Origin of the sequence: Muricoccus vinaceus, assembly GCF_042433125.1 — a bacterium.
Lineage (GTDB): Bacteria > Pseudomonadota > Alphaproteobacteria > Acetobacterales > Acetobacteraceae > Roseomonas > Roseomonas vinacea.
The window spans coordinates 1-15277 of sequence record NZ_JBHLVZ010000114.1; the positions used below are offsets into that span (position 1 = coordinate 1).

The 15277-nt window shown below is 69.8% G+C and carries 14 protein-coding genes; 9 read left to right on the forward strand and 5 right to left on the reverse strand.

The features are described 5' to 3' along the window. Positions 1-332: 332 nt before the first annotated feature. Positions 333-710 carry a hypothetical protein gene (locus ACFFIC_RS28755; protein WP_377056942.1) on the reverse strand — a complete coding sequence of 126 codons (378 nt, stop codon included), beginning with the start codon at positions 708-710 and terminating at the stop codon, positions 333-335. 57 nt (positions 711-767) lie between these two features. On the opposite strand from ACFFIC_RS28755, the gene ACFFIC_RS28760 reads away from it, so the two are divergent. The 6 genes from ACFFIC_RS28760 to ACFFIC_RS28785 are packed head-to-tail and all read left to right on the forward strand — an operon-like array spanning position 768 to position 9265. Continuing rightward, on the forward strand, positions 768-1700 hold the full coding sequence (locus tag ACFFIC_RS28760; protein WP_377056944.1) for an ArsR/SmtB family transcription factor: 933 nt from the start codon (positions 768-770) through the stop codon (positions 1698-1700). A 10-nt stretch (positions 1701-1710) separates the two neighbouring features. Next, positions 1711-5211, forward strand: coding sequence for a methionine synthase (gene metH / locus ACFFIC_RS28765; RefSeq protein WP_377056946.1), 3501 nt, complete (start codon positions 1711-1713; stop codon positions 5209-5211). A 40-nt stretch (positions 5212-5251) separates the two neighbouring features. After that, complete coding sequence (locus ACFFIC_RS28770) at positions 5252-6139, forward strand: cation diffusion facilitator family transporter (RefSeq protein ID WP_377056948.1); 888 nt, start codon at positions 5252-5254, stop codon at positions 6137-6139. Between the two features lie 37 nt (positions 6140-6176). Then, positions 6177-7127 carry an energy transducer TonB gene (locus ACFFIC_RS28775; protein WP_377056950.1) on the forward strand — a complete coding sequence of 317 codons (951 nt, stop codon included), beginning with the start codon at positions 6177-6179 and terminating at the stop codon, positions 7125-7127. 46 nt (positions 7128-7173) lie between these two features. Further along, positions 7174-7719 (forward strand): cob(I)yrinic acid a,c-diamide adenosyltransferase, encoded by a 546-nt coding sequence (locus ACFFIC_RS28780; RefSeq protein WP_377056952.1) that lies wholly within the window; start codon positions 7174-7176, stop codon positions 7717-7719. A gap of 10 nt (positions 7720-7729) precedes the next feature. Continuing rightward, the gene (locus tag ACFFIC_RS28785; protein WP_377056954.1) at positions 7730-9265 is read left to right on the forward strand and encodes a cryptochrome/photolyase family protein; all 1536 of its coding nucleotides are present in this window, start codon (positions 7730-7732) and stop codon (positions 9263-9265) included. A gap of 27 nt (positions 9266-9292) precedes the next feature. Here ACFFIC_RS28785 and ACFFIC_RS28790 read toward each other — a convergent pair whose 3' ends face one another. The 4 genes from ACFFIC_RS28790 to ACFFIC_RS28805 form a co-directional block, all read right to left on the reverse strand. Beyond that, positions 9293-9505, reverse strand: a complete 213-nt coding sequence (locus tag ACFFIC_RS28790; RefSeq protein WP_377056956.1) for a hypothetical protein — start codon at positions 9503-9505, stop codon at positions 9293-9295. A gap of 158 nt (positions 9506-9663) precedes the next feature. After that, positions 9664-10203 carry a DUF4142 domain-containing protein gene (locus tag ACFFIC_RS28795; RefSeq protein ID WP_377056958.1) on the reverse strand — a complete coding sequence of 180 codons (540 nt, stop codon included), beginning with the start codon at positions 10201-10203 and terminating at the stop codon, positions 9664-9666. Positions 10204-10258: 55 nt separating this feature from the next. Continuing rightward, positions 10259-10768 carry a ferritin-like domain-containing protein gene (locus ACFFIC_RS28800; protein WP_377056960.1) on the reverse strand — a complete coding sequence of 170 codons (510 nt, stop codon included), beginning with the start codon at positions 10766-10768 and terminating at the stop codon, positions 10259-10261. A 184-nt stretch (positions 10769-10952) separates the two neighbouring features. Then, positions 10953-12062 (reverse strand): M20 family metallopeptidase, encoded by a 1110-nt coding sequence (locus ACFFIC_RS28805; RefSeq protein WP_377056962.1) that lies wholly within the window; start codon positions 12060-12062, stop codon positions 10953-10955. 73 nt (positions 12063-12135) lie between these two features. On the opposite strand from ACFFIC_RS28805, the gene ACFFIC_RS28810 reads away from it, so the two are divergent. From ACFFIC_RS28810 to dctA, 3 genes are all read left to right on the forward strand, one after another. Further along, on the forward strand, positions 12136-13269 hold the full coding sequence (locus ACFFIC_RS28810; protein WP_377056964.1) for a threonine synthase: 1134 nt from the start codon (positions 12136-12138) through the stop codon (positions 13267-13269). Between the two features lie 97 nt (positions 13270-13366). After that, positions 13367-13678, forward strand: a complete 312-nt coding sequence (locus ACFFIC_RS28815; RefSeq protein WP_377056966.1) for a hypothetical protein — start codon at positions 13367-13369, stop codon at positions 13676-13678. Positions 13679-13863: 185 nt separating this feature from the next. Beyond that, positions 13864-15186 carry a C4-dicarboxylate transporter DctA gene (gene dctA / locus ACFFIC_RS28820; protein ID WP_377056968.1) on the forward strand — a complete coding sequence of 441 codons (1323 nt, stop codon included), beginning with the start codon at positions 13864-13866 and terminating at the stop codon, positions 15184-15186. Positions 15187-15277: the final 91 nt, after the last annotated feature.

Genomic DNA, 15277 nt, shown 5'->3' on the forward strand with positions numbered 1-15277 from the left:
CGTACACAACATAAACCCCCACATGCTCATAAACAGCATGTGGGGGTTCGCCGTTGAAGAGTGTGCGAGACTTCGCTTGTCAGGGAATGCACCTTTTTGCATAGCCTGCGTCCACTCACCGCTGCTTTGAAGTCAGCGAGCCTGTCGCACCCGCCGAAGCTTCAGTTCTTTCATCCCATCGTCGTGGTGCTCATTCCCCGACACGGGATGATGGCCTTTCCTCTAAAGAAGCGTTGGTTCAGCACCTTGCCCACGTAGAGTGCAGGCTAGGAACCGAGCGGGCGTTGAACCAGATTCCCGCAAGGTAACTACGCCTGCGACCTCCAGCCTTTTCACAAGTCTGCAGCCCGGAAACGGCTGGAAACCACCGCGTCTCCGCGCAACGCACTGGCCAGGGCCGCGCGAGCGTCCTCGCCGGGCACGAAGGCCACCACGCGGTTGAACCAGGGCGACTGCCCCCGCACCCTCGCCAGGAACAGCCGATCCATCGCCTGCGCCAGCGGCGTGCGACCGTTACAGCACGTGCAGGCCTGTGGGTGCGAGGACAGGTAGAGGTCGAAGCTCGCCATGGCGACAGCTCCCTCCGGCAGGTCCGGTGGAGGAGCCTCCGCCAGGATCGCTGAACCGGGATGCGCGGCGAGGGTGGCCCGCATGGCCGCCTCGTCCCCGACCGACACGACGGGAATACGGCCATCCGCAAAGACAGGCATGGTAGAGGCGCTCCTTCTCGATAGACATAAAGATATCGTTATGTCATGATCAAGGGCATGGACGAAATTTTGGCCCAGCTTCGCGCCGCCGCCGAGCCGACCCGCCTTCGCCTGCTCGCCCTCTGCGCGCGCGGGGCGCTCTGCGTGACCGACCTTTGCGCCGCCCTCGGCCAGTCTCAGCCGCGGTTGTCGCGGCACCTCAAGCTGCTGGTAGAAGCCGGATTGCTGGAGCGGATGCCGGAGGGGCCAAACGTCTACTTCGCCCTGTCGGCCCGAGCGGGGCTGGCGCATACCATTCTGGCCCGCTTGCCGGAGGATGACCCGCTGCTGGCGGCCGACCGGCGGCTGGCCGCCCGCCTCAGCGCCGAGCGCGCGCGCGCGGCGTCGGAAGCTTTTCGCAGCGCGGGCGCCGATTGGGACGAGATGCGCGCCCTGGGCCTGCCCGCCCCCGCCATCGAGGGAGCGTTGTGTGATGCGCTGCCGCCCCGCATCGCGCGTTTGCTGGATGTTGGCGCCGGCACCGGGCAGTTGCTGGAACTGGTGGCCGATCGCTGCGACGCAGCGCTGGGCGTGGATGCCAGCCGGGACATGCTGGCGCTGGCCCGCGGGCGTCTGGCCGAGCGTGGCCTGGCTTCGCACTGTGCCGTGCGGCAGGCGGACATGTACCGGCTCCCTTTCGCGGACGCCTCCTTCGACGCCGTGACGCTGCAGATGGTGCTCCACTACGCCGAGGACCCCGCTGCCGCCCTGTCCGAGGCCGCCCGCGTTCTCTCCCCCGAGGGCGTGTTGCTGGTGGTGGACTTGGCCCCCCATGCCCGCGCGGATCTCATGGAGCGCCACGCCCATCGCTGGCCGGGCTTCGACGATGCCCAGCTGGCCGGCTGGCTCGGAGCCGCCGGCTGCTCTCTGTCCCCCCCGGTCGAAGTCCCCGGCCCCCTGAATGTCCGCCTGTGGTCCGCGCATCGCGCGACCGCCGTGCAGCCCGCCTGAGAGAACACCCATGTCCCGACCGCACCTCCTCGACGCGTTGCGCGACCGTGTCCTCCTCTGCGACGGCGCCATGGGCAGCCGCGTCCAGTCCCTGACGCTCGACATCGAGAAGGACTACTGGAACCAGGAGAACTGCACCGAGGTCCTCAACCTCTCCCGACCGGACCTCGTGCGGGACATTCACCGCGGCTACTTCGAGGCCGGGGCCGACATGGTGCTGACCAACACCTTCGGCGGCAGCCCCATCACCCTCGGCGAATTCGACCTCACGGACCGCACGCACGAGATCAACAAACGCGCGGTGGAACTCGCGCGGGAGGCGAGCGAGGGCTTCTCCGACGGGCGTTCGCGCTGGGTCATCGGCGACATCGGCCCCGGCACCCGCCTGCCCAGCCTGGGCCATATCGCCTACGACACCTTGGAGGCGGCGCTCACCGAGCAGTGCCGCGGCCTGATAGCCGGCGGCTGCGACGCCATCCTGACCGAAACCAACCAGGACACGCTCTTCATCAAGGCGGCCGTCAATGCGGCCAAGACGGCGATCGCGGAGGCGAAGGCCAGTATCCCCATCTTCGTGCAGGTCACGGTCGAGACAACCGGCACGTTGCTTGTCGGCCCCGACATCGCCGCCGCCGCAACGGTGGTGGATTCGCTCGACGTTCCCCTCATCGGCCTCAACTGCGCGACCGGCCCGCAGGAAATGGCCGAGCACGTCCGCTGGCTGTCGCAGAACTGGCGCGGCCTTCTCTCCGTCCAACCCAATGCCGGCCTGCCCGAGCTCGTGGACGGGCACACCCACTACCCTCTCGGCGCCGCCGAGATGGCAAGCTGGATGGAGCGCTTCGTCACCGAGGACGGGCTGAACCTCATCGGCGGCTGCTGCGGCACCTCCATCCCGCACATCCAGGCGCTCGACTCCATGCTCCGCCGCCTCGGCGGCGGCAGCGCCCGGCCCGCGCCTGTCACCCGCAAGCCCGTCTGGATGCCCTCCGTCGCCAGCCTTTACGGCGCGACGGCGCTTCGGCAGGAGAACGCCTACTTCTCCATCGGCGAGCGCTGCAACGCCAATGGCTCCAAGATCTGGCGCCAGCGGCAGGAAGCGCATGACTGGGACGGCTGCGTCGCGATCGGCCGCGAGCAGGTGGCGGAAGGCTCCAACTCCCTCGACATCTGCACCGCCTTTGTCGGCCGCGACGAGGTCGCGGAGATGAACGAGGTCATCACGCGCTTCACGAGCAGCGTGAACGCGCCGCTGGTGATCGATTCCACGGAAACGCCCGTGATCGAGGCCGCGCTCAAGCTGCATGGCGGCAAGCCCATCATCAACTCGATCAACTTCGAGGACGGCGAGGGCCATGCGCGGGACCGGCTGGTGCTGGCGAAGAAGTTCGGCGCCGCCGTCATCGCGCTGACCATCGACGAAGTGGGCATGGCCAAGACGGCCGAGGACAAGCTGCGGATCGCCGAGCGGCTGGTGGACTTCGCCTGCACCAGGCACGGGCTGCCGCAGAGCGACCTGATGATCGACCCGCTGACCTTCACCATCGCGACGGGCAACGAGGACGACCGCAAGCTCGGGCAGTGGACCCTGGAGGGGATCAGGATGATCCGGGAGCGCTTCCCGGAGATCCAGATCATCCTCGGCCTGTCCAACATCTCCTTCGGGCTGAACCCGGCGGCGCGGCACGTGCTGAACAGCGTGTTCCTGGACCACGCGGTGCGCGCGGGGATGACGGGCGCCATCGTGCATGTGAGCAAGATCAAGCCGCTGCACCTGATCCCGGAGGAGGAGGTGCGGGTGGCCGAGGACCTGATCTTCGACCGCCGCGCGGAGGGCTACGATCCGCTGCAGAAGCTGCTGGAGATCTTCTCGGGCCGCAAGGCCGCCGACACCGCCAAGCGCGCCAAGGCGGAGACGGTGGAGGGGCGGCTCAAGGACCGGATCGTGGACGGCGACCGCAAGGGGCTGGACGACGAGCTGGCGGACGCGCTGGGCCGCGGCATCGCGCCGCTGGCCATCATCAACGACATCCTGCTGGACGGGATGAAGGTGGTGGGCGAGCTGTTCGGCGCGGGCAAGATGCAGCTTCCCTTCGTGCTGCAATCCGCGGAGACGATGAAGGCGGCTGTGGCCTATCTCGAACCGCACATGATCAAGGTGGAAGGCCAGGAGAAAGGCACCATCGTGCTCGGCACGGTGAAGGGCGACGTGCACGACATCGGCAAGAACCTGGTCGACATCATCCTGACCAACAACGGCTACAAGGTGGTCAACCTCGGCATCAAGGTGCCGCTGGCCGACATCGTCACCGCCGCCCGCGAGCACAAGGCGCATGCCATCGGCATGTCGGGGCTGCTGGTGAAGTCCACGGTGGTGATGCGCGAGAACCTGGAGGAGATGTCGCGCCAGGGCGTCGATATTCCGGTCATGCTCGGCGGCGCGGCGCTGACGCGGAACTACGTCGAGGACGACTGCGTGAAGGCCTATGCCTGCGGCCGCGTGGCCTATGCGCGGGATGCCTTCGACGGCCTGCACCTGATGGACCGCGTCATGGGCAACGGCTTCGACGACTACCTCGCCGCCTTGCAGGCCAAGCGGTCCGGCAAGGGGCGGAACGAGCGCCGGACGCTCGGCGTGGCGGATGCCCGCGGCTTCGCGCCGGTCGAGATCGGCTATGCCCAGGAGCGGCGGCGGCGCGAGACCGCCGACGAACCCGTCCCGGTGCCGCCCTTCTGGGGCGCGAAGGTGATCGAGGCCCCGCCCAAGGCCATCGTGCCCTTCATCAACGAGCGCAGCCTGTACCAATTCCAGTGGGGGTTCCGGAAGCAGGGCCGTTCGCTGGAGGACTTCATCGGCTGGGCCAAGCAGGAGCTGCGCCCGGTGCTGCGGCGGATGCTGGCCATCGCCGAGGAGGGGAACATCCTCAAGCCCCAGGCCATCTACGGCTACTGGAAGTGCGCGGGGCAGGGCAACGACCTCGTGCTCTTCGAGGAGGACGGGGTAACCGAGGCCGCCCGCTTCACCCTGCCGCGCCAGCCCAAGGCGGATGGCGACTGCATCGCCGATTTCGTGCGCGACATCGACGACGGCCCGGAGAAGCGGGACGTGATCGGCCTGCAGGTCGTCACCGTCGGCCAGAAGGCGAGCGACATGGCCCGCGAGTGGTTCGAGGACAACCGCTACCAGGACTACCTCTACCTCCACGGCCTCTCGGTCGAGATGGCGGAGGGCATGGCGGAATACGTCCACAAGCGGATCCGCGCCGAATGGGGCTTCGCCGGCGAGGACGCGCGGGACATGGAGAAGATGCTGTCCCAGGGCTATCGCGGCGGGCGGTACTCCTTCGGCTATCCGGCCTGCCCGAAGCTGGAGGACCAGGAGCCGCTGCTGCGGCTGCTGAAGGCCGAGCGGGTGGGGGTCGCGATTTCCGACGAATGGCAACTGCATCCGGAGCAATCCACCTCCGCGATCGTGCTGCACCACCCGCGGGCGAAGTACTTCTCGGTCTAGGGGCGGGCGGGGTATGTCGGCGGGGATGAGCCCCCCTCGGATGAGCCCCACCGAACGCACCGCCTGGACCAGCCTCGGGGTCGGCCTGTCCGTGCTCGCCCTCAAGGGGGCGGCATGGTGGCTGACGGGCAGCACGGCGCTCTTCGCGGACATGCTGGAAACGGTGGTGAACGTCGCCGCCGCCTCCGCGGCCCTGGCGGCCGTGCGCTATTCCGCCATGCCGGCGGACGACAACCATCCCTATGGCCACGCCAAGGTCGAGTATTTCTCGGCGGTGCTGGAGGGGGCGCTGATCCTGGTCGCGGCCTCCATGATCCTGCAGGAGGCGTACCAGGCCTGGTTCCGGCTCCGCGCGCCCGACCAGCCCGCGCTGGGCCTGGCGCTCTCGGCGGTGGCCACCCTGATCAACGCCACCTGGGCCACCATCCTCAGGCGGCGGGGCAAGCGGCTGGGATCGCCGGCGCTGGTGGCGGATGCGCACTACCTGATGTCGGACGTGGTGACATCGGCGGGCGTGATCCTGGGCGTGGGGCTGGTCACGGCCACGGGCATCCTCTGGCTGGACCCCCTTCTGGCGGCCGCCACCGCCGTGATGATCCTCTTCTCCGGCGCCAGGCTGCTGCGCGAAAGCGTTGGGGGCCTGATGGACGAGGCCGTGCACACGGAAGACCTGACCAACATCCGCGGCCTCGTCTCCACGCAGGCGGAGGGGGCGATCGAGGCGCACGACCTCCGCACCCGCCGCGCCGGGCGCATCACCTTCGTGGAGTTCCACCTCGTCGTTCCCGGCGCCATGACGGTGGCAGAGGCGCATGTGATCTGCGACCGGATCGAGGCGGCGCTCAAGGAGGCGCTGGGCAGCGCGGTGATCACCATCCACGTGGAGCCCGAAGGAAAGGCCAAGCACAGCGGCGTCGTCGTGCTGTGACGCGCGCCCGCCGGAACATGGCCCCGAGGCACCGCGCTTGAGCGCCACGGCCTGGGACTTCGCCCCCGTCGCGTCCCCGGCCTTGCGCCCACGGGGCCGCCGGGCGCGGCGCGGGTCCTGGGCCTGGTGGCTGGCCACCGTCCTGCACGCCGCCCTGCTGGCCGCGCTGTTCGTCAGCATCGATCCCGAAACCCTGCCCGAACCACAGGTGGTGGAGGGTACCCCCATGGTCTGGGAAGGACCGGTGGGCGCGGCGGAGGGGGCACCGGAGCTTTCGACCGACCTGCCCGCTTCCCTCGCGGAGCCGGCACCCGCCCCTGAGGCACCTTCCCCTTCCGCGCCGGCGGAAGCGCCGGCGGAGGCGGCTGCCTCCAGGGCGCCGCCAAGCGTTGCGCCCGCCGGCGGGGCACCAGGCGATGTTCCCGCCCCGGAGGCCGCGGCCGCCCAGGCCGCGCCGCCCGCGGCCACGTCCATGCGGCCGGTGGCGCCTCGCCTCCCTTCCGCAGATCCCGCGCCAACCGAAGCCCTGCCGCTTCCGCCCCCCGCCGCACCGCCGCCGCCCGCCCCCGCGCGCCCGGCGCCCGCCGCCCCGCCGGCCCCCGTGGCCACGCCGGCCGCTCCCGGCGCGCCAATGCGGATGGTGGAGGTGCCCCTGGCCACGACCGGGGCCATTCGCCTGGGCGCAGGCAGCGCCGGTGCGCCCGGGGAAAGCCGCGCGGTGGGCGCACCGCAGCCGGGTTGCCAGGACATGATCGGCTACCCACCCTCCGAGCGGGCGCGAGGCATCACGGGCGCGGTGAACCTGCGCCTGCGCGTCTCGGATGACGGGCGTGTCGTGGAGGCGCGGATCACCGAGCCGAGCGGGTCCTTCGCACTGGACGAGGCCGCGCGCAGCGGCATCCGGCGCTGCCGCTTCATCCCCTCCCTCCGGGACGGCATCGCGGTCTGGGGCAGCCGGGACTACCGCGTGGTGTTCCGCCTGGACTAGACCTGTTCACCCCGCACGCGACCCGCGCCCCGGGCAAGGAGTTGGCATGGTCAAGCTCGACGTCATCACCACCCGCGGCGGCGACACGGGTGAGACATCGCTCGGCAACGGCGCGCGCGTTTCCAAGGATGCCCCGCGCATCGAGGCGCTCGGCGCCGTGGACGAGGCCAACACCGCCGTCGGGATGCTGCGCCTGCACACCGCGCAGGAGGAGGACGCGATGCTCGGGCGCATCCAAAACGACCTGTTCGACCTGGGCGCGGATCTTTCCGTGCCGGGCACGGAGGGTGGGCTGCGGGTGAGCGCGGCGCAGTGCCTGCGGCTGGAGCGGGAGCTGCAATCCATGAACGAGGGGCTGCCCCCGCTGCGCTCCTTTATCCTGCCGGGCGGCACCCCGGCGGCGGCCCATGCCCATCTGGCGCGCACCCTGGCGCGGCGGGCCGAACGCGCGGTGGTGGCGCTGGCCGCGGCGGAGCCCGTGAACGGGGATGCCGTGCGCTACCTCAACCGCCTGTCCGATCACCTGTTCGTGCTGGCGCGCAGCCTGAACACCGGGCAGGACGTGCTGTGGGAGCCCGGCGCCACGCGGTAGTCCGCGCCCCGTGGCCGGCACGCTGCGGCTGGTGCTGGGGGACCAGCTCTCGGAAAGCCTGGCCGGGCTGCGCGACCTCGATCCCGCCGCCGACACGGTGCTGATGGCCGAGGTGGAGGCGGAATGCACCTATGTCCGCCACCACAAGCAGAAGATCGCGCTCGTTCTCTCGGCCATGCGGCATTTCGGGCAGGCGCTGGCGGCGCTGGGCACGCGGGTTCGCTATGTGCGTCTGGACGATCCCGCCAACACCGGCAGCCTGGAGGGGGAGGTGGGCCGCGCGGTGCGCGAGCTGCGGCCCGATCGTGTGGTGGTCACCCACCCCGGCGAATGGCGCCTGCTGGAGGCCATGCGCGGCTGGGAGGAGGCGCTCGCCTTGCCCGTGGACATTCTGGAGGACGACCGTTTCCTTTGCTCAATCCACGAGTTCCGCCGATGGGCCGCGGGCGAGCGCCAGCTCCGCATGGAGTTCTTCTACCGCGCCATGCGCCGCACCCATGGCGTGCTGATGGAGGCGGACGGCGCACCGCTGGGCGGCGCCTGGAACTTCGACCGGGAGAACCGCGCGCCGCTGCGCCGCCTGCCCCCGGTGCCGCCCCGCCCGGTGGTGGAGCCGGATGAGACGACGCGCGGGGTCATGGTGCTGGTGGAGCGGCGCTTCCCCGGCCATTTCGGCGCGCTGGAGGGCTTCGGCTGGCCCGTCACGCGGGCGCAGGCCGTGCGGGCGCTGGAGGATTTCGTCGGGCGGCGCTTTCCCGGCTTCGGCCTGCACCAGGACCAGATGGCGGCCGGCGAGCCCTTCCTGTTCCACGCGCTGGTGTCCACCAGCCTCAACCTGGGCCTGCTGCTGCCCTGGGAGGTTTGCGCGGCCGCCGAGGCGGCCTATCGCACGGGGCACGTGCCGCTGGCCGCCGCGGAGGGCTTCGTGCGCCAGGTGCTGGGCTGGCGGGAATACGTGCGCGGCGTCTACTGGCTTCGCATGCCCGGCTACCGGGCGCTGAATGCGCTGGAGGCCTCCCGGCCGCTTCCCGGCTTCTTCTGGACGGGCGAGACGCGCATGAACTGCGTGCGGCAGGTGGTGCGGCAGACGCGCGACCACGCCTACGCCCACCACATCCAGCGCCTGATGGTGACCGGCAACTTCGCGCTGATGGCGGGGCTGCACCCGGACGCGGTGAACGAGTGGTACCTGATCGTCTTCGCCGATGCCTATGAATGGGTGGAGCTGCCCAACGTGCACGGCATGGCGCTGCACGCGGATGGCGGGCTGATGGGCTCCAAGCCCTATGCCGCCAGCGGCGCCTACATCAATCGCATGAGCGACTACTGCCGCGGCTGCGCCTATGACGTGCGCGAGGTCGCGGGGGAGGGGGCCTGCCCCTTCAACAGCCTTTACTGGGACTTCGTCGCCCGCCACCGTGACCGTTTCGCGGCCAACCCGCGCATGGGGCCGGTGGTGCGCGCGCTGGACCGGATGGACGCCGCCCGCCTGGGCGCGATCCGCGCACGGGCGGCAGGCGTGCTCGAGGACATGGCGGCGCTCTAGCGCACCGTCGGGCGCGGCGCGGCGCGTTCAGGCCGTGGTGTCGAACACCATCCGCAGCCGGGCGCTGAATATCCGCTGGTTGCTCTGCATCGTCCCGAGCACGCGCTTTGCCTCGGCCAGCGCTTGCGGCTGGTGCAGCCCTTCCAGCCGCGCGATCAGCGCCCGCTGCTGCCGGATGCGCGCCTCGTTCTCGCGCGTGACGCGCAGCGCTTGTTCGAAGGGTGTCTCGTCCGTCCGCATCTGCCCTGAACTCCCGCCTGCAGCGGAAGCGCTAGGGCTGGAAATGCGGGGGCGCACCAACATGGGATGAAGCATGGCCGAATGCGAAAGGGGCGCGACCGGTGTTTCCACCGGCCGCGCCGCCTGGACGCGATCCTTCCGATCCGGTGCCGCGCGGATCAGGCGCGGGACGAGAGAGCCTGCAGGAAGGCCAGGTGCTCACGGATGCGGTCCGCCGCCAGGATGGCGATGGCCCTGTCCGTCGCGGGGCCGCCGCTGGTCTGGATGATGGCGTTGTAAACCGTCAGCGCCTCCTGGTGACCCTGAAGTTGCGCCATCAGGAACAGGCGATCGAACTCCGCACCGTTGGCGGACTGCAGCTGCTGCAGCATGGCGGCCTTCTCGGCCGGCGGCGGGGGCGGGGGCACCGCCGAAGCGGTGACGGCCAGCGCCTGCATGATGCCCTGCTGCTCGCTCACCTCGAAGGGCGCGAAGCGGCGCAGCTCAGGCCGCTGGGCCTTTGTGACGCCGAGCTGCGCGGTCTGCATCAGGAAGGCGCCGCCCTGCACCGCGGTGGTGCGCATCGAAACGGGGTCGGTGCTGGACGCGATCTCGCGCGCGGACATGCCGGGCTGGGCCGAGGCGGCGCAGCCGGCGAGGCCGGCCCCCGCGAGGGCCAGGCCGAGCATCCGGCGGTCGAGCAGGTTGGACGTGTTCATGGCTTTCTCTCCGCTGTTCAGATGGTGCGGCCGGACATGGCCGCCGTCGCGCGGATCAGATTCCCGCCTTCTGGCCCTGCGCCGCACGCGTCGCAAAGGTCCGCACGGTGGCCTCGAGGTTGTCCTCGCACCACTGCGCCATGCGCTCTTCCTCGCGCAGCGACTGCGTCAGCGCGGTCGGCGCGCTGGTGTCGCCTGCCATGTCCGCGAGCACGAGGAGCGACTTGTAGGAAGCGATCTCGAAGTGCTCGAAAGCATAGTTCGCGAGGCTGTTCTTCAGCACCTCATCTTGCATGGGCGCATGGGCAAGAGCCGCCACGTTGCCCATCAGGCCCGTGACGAAATCCTTGATGGAAGAATTGGACGAGCCGAGGGAGGCCAGGATGCCGTCGAGGCGCTCGCGCTGCTGCTCGCTTTCGGTGATGTGGCGACGAAGCGCGGCCTCCATTTCCGGGTAGTTCTCCAGCCGCTCCACCTGCCGGGAGAGAAGCTCGATCGCCTGGGTTTCGAGGGCGCGGGCGTTGACCAGACCGGTGACGTAGAGGTCGCGCGTGCTTTCCTGCATGAAAACCATCCTTCGCTTGGCGGGTTCGGGGGGAAGCCGACCTGCCGCCCGACGGCGATGCGCGGTGCGGGCGGAGTCAACGTTCCTTCTGTCGAAACACCCCAACGCGCGGCAGACAGCGACGGTTGATTCTTTGCCAGGGCGAGGCAACACGAATCCGAGAGTGGGCCGGACCCGGCCCAGGTCAGCCTTCGGTGAGAAGCCGCCGGAACAGCGGCACTGCCGCGCCCAGCGCCGCCACGGGCACCCTTTCGCGCGGGGTGTGCGCGAAGGCGATGTCTCCCGGCCCCAGCACCACGCAGGGCGCTAGCGCGTTCAGGCGCGTGGCATCCGTGCCGAATGGGACGGTGCGCGCCGGGCGTCCCGTCACGGCCACGGCGGCCCGGACCAGCGGGTGGTCGGCGGGCAGTTCCGGCGGGGATCCGTCCACCACCATCTTCAGTTCGAGTCCGGCGCGCGCCGCGGCATCCCGCACCGCGTCCAGCACCGGTGCCGGGTCCAGCCCGCGGGAATAGCGGAACTTCATGCGCGCCGTGGCGCGCGCCACGGTGACGTTGATGGCGGTGCCGTGGTTGTCGATCACGATGTTCAGGTCGGGGAAGGGGGGCTCGTAGGCCTCGTCCCAGAAGGAGCGGTCCGAGCGCAGGCGGTCGTGAAGGGCACGCATCTCGGCCAGGAAGGGAATCAGCGCCAGGTTGGCGTTCATCCCCTGGCCGGTGGAGGAATGTGCCTGGCTTCCCGTCGCCACCACCTCGAAGTTGACGGTGCCGCGGTGGCCGCGGATGGGCTCGAGGTTGGTGGGCTCGGCCACGATGATGCCGCGCAGCTTCGCGCGGCGGGCAAGGTCCGACTTTTCCACGATCAGGGCGGCGCCCGCCTTGGTGGTTTCCTCGTCCGTGGTGATGAGCAGGGTCACCGGGACATGGCTGGGCAGGCCGCGCGCGGCGACGATGCAGGCGGCCACCGGGCCCTTCATGTCGGCGGCGCCCAGCCCGTGCATCAGGCCTTCAGCGTCCACCCGGCCGGAGAAGGGGTCCTCCTCCCAGCCGGTGTCGGGCACGGTGTCCATGTGGCCGGACAGCGCCATCCCGCCGGGGCCCCCTCGATGCGCCACGATGGCCCGCTTGGCCACCCCGGCCGCGTCCGCGTAGTCCAGCCGCTCCAGGTCGAAGCCGGCAAGCGCCGCCTCAACCCGTTCCGCGACCGGCAGGTTGGAGATGAAGGAGCGGCTGTCGATTCGGATGAGGTCGCGGGCCAGCGTGGCCACGTCCTCGGCGTCGGTTCGATCGATCATGCCCACGGTATCCCTTGCGGGCCGCGCGCCCGCAAGACAGCTTGCCCCGGCCTGTCCTGCTTGAGGAAAATCCGTGCCCGCCTACCTCGACCCCTTCAGCGGCCGCACCTGGCCCATCGAGACACCCCGCTGGTGCGGCGACGAGGGGCAGGCCCTGCTGCTGACCGACCTGCCTGGCGTGGGCCGCGAGGCCATCGAGCCCGCCGCGCCGGGGCTGTGGCGCTATGCCGCGGCCCTGCCCTTCCGCCCGCGCGAGCCCATCACGATGGGGGAGGGGCGCACGCCGCTGCTGCCCCGGCGCCTGCACGGGGTGGATGCCCTGCTGAAATGCGAGTGGCTGATGCCCACGGGGTCCTTCAAGGACCGTGGCGCCTCGGTGATGCTCTCGCTGCTGCGGGAGCAGGGTGTGACGGCCGTGCTGGAGGATTCCTCCGGCAACGGAGGCGCCGCCATTTCCACCTACGCGGCCGCCGGTGGGCTGCGCGCCCGCATCCTGGTGCCCGACAGCACATCCCCGGCCAAGACCGTCCAGTCGCGCGCCGCGGGGGCGGAGATTCAGCTTACCCCCGGCTCGCGCCAGGACTGTGCCGAGGAGGCGCTGCGCCAGGGAAGGGATCCGGCCTCCCCCTTCTTCTACGCCAGCCACAACTGGCACCCCTTCTTTCTCCAGGGCACCAAGACGCTCGCCTACGAACTGTGGGAGGACCTGGGCTTCGAGGCGCCGGACGCCGTCGTGATCCCCTGCGGGGCCGGGTCCAACGTGCTGGGCTGCGACATCGGCTTCGGGGAGCTGCTGCGTGCGGGCGCCATTTCCCGGCTGCCGCGGCTCTATGCCGCCCAGCCCGCGCATTGCGGACCGCTGGCGAGGGAAGCCCTGGGCCTGCCGCCGGTGCCGCCCCGCCCGACCATCGCGGAGGGCACCGCCATCGCCCAGCCGATCCGCCCCAGGGAGGTGCTGGCTGCGCTGCGCCGGAGCGGGGGCGGCGGCGTGCTGCTGGAGGAACAGGAGATCGCCGAGGCCTCGCTCGCCCTGGCGCGGACGGGGATATACGTGGAACCCACCTGCGCCCAGGCCGCGGCCGCGCTGGGGAAGCTGGCCGCCCGGGGAGAGGTGCGCGACGGGGAGCGGGTGGCGGTGATCCTGACCGGCACAGGCCTCAAGGCCACGCCGCGCTATGCGGAGCTGCTGGGTATCGGCGCGGTGTGAGCGACCTGTCCGTTCCGCAGGCCGTCAAGTTGCGCCGCGCCGAATAGATCAATCGCGCCTGCGGCAACCGGGCGCGATTGATCCCCGTTCGTTCGCGATGATCCTGCAGCTCGATCCGCCCTTGCCGATGGAAACAAGCCGCGGCCCCGGGCTCGCCCATTTCATGATCGACTACGGGCCGGAATCCCACCTGATGTGGGTGGTGTTCATGGACGCGGACGGCGCCTGCTGGACCGTGCCCAATCCGGAGGTCCGCATGCAGGCCAACTGGTCCATGCAGCGCCGTCCGAACGGCAAACCGGTTTCCGTGCATCCGACGATCAACGTCGCCTCCGATGCCAGTAGCGGTCCTGTGCCGGAGCTGTTGAACGGGCACGCCAGCGGGGCACCAGCCGCTACCTTGAAGTGATGCCCTAAGTACCGTCGTGGTTACATGACCGTATTTTAACCCGGGCGGCAAGACGAAGCGTGAGCCATGACTTGCCCGCGTGGCCGTCCGCCCGCCGATTCAATTGTCTTCTATAAGTCACCTGTCATATGCCTCCCCCGAATAGGCCAGGGGCAGGCGAGGCCCTTGCCGAACGGAAGGGCCTCATGATCCGACGCGCAGTTTCCCTGCTCTATGTGCAGGTCCTCATCGCCATCGTGCTGGGCATCGCGGTCGGGGTGATCTGGCCCCATGCCGGGGAGGCCATGCGGCCGCTCGGCGATGGCTTCGTGAAGCTGATCCGCATGGTGATCGCACCGGTGGTGTTCTTCACCATCGTGCACGGCATCGCCTCGGTGCGGGACGCGCGCAGCGTCGGCCGCGTCGGACTGCGCGCGCTGCTTTACTTCGAGGTGGTCTCCACCTTCGCGCTGTTCATCGGACTGGCGGTCGCCAAGATCTTCCGCACCGGCGAGGGCTTCAACATCGATCCCAGCCAGATGAACGCGACGGCCATCCAGGGCTATGCCCAACGCGCGGCCAACGACAGCGTGGCCACCCACCTGATGGCGATCATCCCCGATACCTTCGTCGGCGCCTTCGCCAACGGCGACCTGTTGCAGGTGCTGCTGCTGGCCGTGCTCACGGGCTTCGCCATCAACGGCCTTCCCGAACGCCTGCGCGAGCCGATCTCCCACGCGGTGAACTCGCTCGGCGCCATCTTCTTCGGCGTGGTCTCCATCGTGGTGAAGGCGGCGCCCGTCGGTGCCTTCGGCGCCATGGCCTTCACCATCGGCGCCTACGGCTTCGGCTCGCTCGCGAGGCTGGCGGAACTGGTGGCCACCTTCTACCTCACTGCGCTGTTCTTCGTGATCGTGGTGCTGGGCACCATCGCCCGCTTCTGCGGCTTCTCGATCTTCCGCTTCATTGCCTACATCAAGGAGGAGTTGCTGATCGTTCTCGGCACCTCCTCGTCCGAGAGCGTGCTGGCGCAGATGATGCGCAAGATGGAGGCGCTCGGCGCCTCGCCGAAGGTCGTCGGGATCACCGTGCCGCTGGGTTATTCCTTCAACCTGGACGGCACCAACATCTACATGACCCTGGCCACGATGTTCCTGGCCTATGCCACCAACACCCACCTGACCTTCGGGCAGGAGATGACGATCCTGCTGGTGGCGATGCTGACCTCCAAGGGTGCCTCGGGCGTCACGGGGGCGGGGTTCATCACCCTGGCCGCGACGCTCTCGGTGATCCCCGACATCCCGATCGCGGCTCTGGCGGTGCTGATCGGCATCGACAAGTTCATGAGCGAGGTGCGCGCGCTGACCAACCTGATCGGCAACGGCGTCGCGTGCCTGGCGATCTCCCGTTGGGAGGGAGAACTGGACCCGGTGAAGCTGCGCAACGCCATGGGCAGCCAGCCCATCGCCGGCGCCGGGCCCCAGCCGCTTCCGGTGGGGCCGCTGCCGGTGTCCAACCGGGGGGACTGACGAAACCGCCGGAATGGAGAGGGGGGCGTGCGTGCCCCCCCGTCCCGGGCCTCCCCGCCTGGCGGGGAAACCCCCTTTACGACACTCCTGG

Excerpts from the sequence above, each read along its gene's own strand:
- ACFFIC_RS28755 (WP_377056942.1), bottom strand. The coding sequence starts at position 710 with ATGCCTGTCTTTGCGGATGGCCGTATTCCCGTCGTGTCGGTCGGGGAC.
- ACFFIC_RS28760 (WP_377056944.1), top strand. The coding sequence starts at position 768 with ATGGACGAAATTTTGGCCCAGCTTCGCGCCGCCGCCGAGCCGACCCGC.
- metH (WP_377056946.1), top strand. The coding sequence starts at position 1,711 with ATGTCCCGACCGCACCTCCTCGACGCGTTGCGCGACCGTGTCCTCCTC.
- ACFFIC_RS28770 (WP_377056948.1), top strand. The coding sequence starts at position 5,252 with ATGAGCCCCACCGAACGCACCGCCTGGACCAGCCTCGGGGTCGGCCTG.
- ACFFIC_RS28780 (WP_377056952.1), top strand. The coding sequence starts at position 7,174 with ATGGTCAAGCTCGACGTCATCACCACCCGCGGCGGCGACACGGGTGAG.
- ACFFIC_RS28790 (WP_377056956.1), bottom strand. The coding sequence starts at position 9,505 with ATGCGGACGGACGAGACACCCTTCGAACAAGCGCTGCGCGTCACGCGC.
- ACFFIC_RS28795 (WP_377056958.1), bottom strand. The coding sequence starts at position 10,203 with ATGAACACGTCCAACCTGCTCGACCGCCGGATGCTCGGCCTGGCCCTC.
- ACFFIC_RS28800 (WP_377056960.1), bottom strand. The coding sequence starts at position 10,768 with ATGCAGGAAAGCACGCGCGACCTCTACGTCACCGGTCTGGTCAACGCC.
- ACFFIC_RS28805 (WP_377056962.1), bottom strand. The coding sequence starts at position 12,062 with ATGATCGATCGAACCGACGCCGAGGACGTGGCCACGCTGGCCCGCGAC.
- ACFFIC_RS28815 (WP_377056966.1), top strand. The coding sequence starts at position 13,367 with ATGATCCTGCAGCTCGATCCGCCCTTGCCGATGGAAACAAGCCGCGGC.
- dctA (WP_377056968.1), top strand. The coding sequence starts at position 13,864 with ATGATCCGACGCGCAGTTTCCCTGCTCTATGTGCAGGTCCTCATCGCC.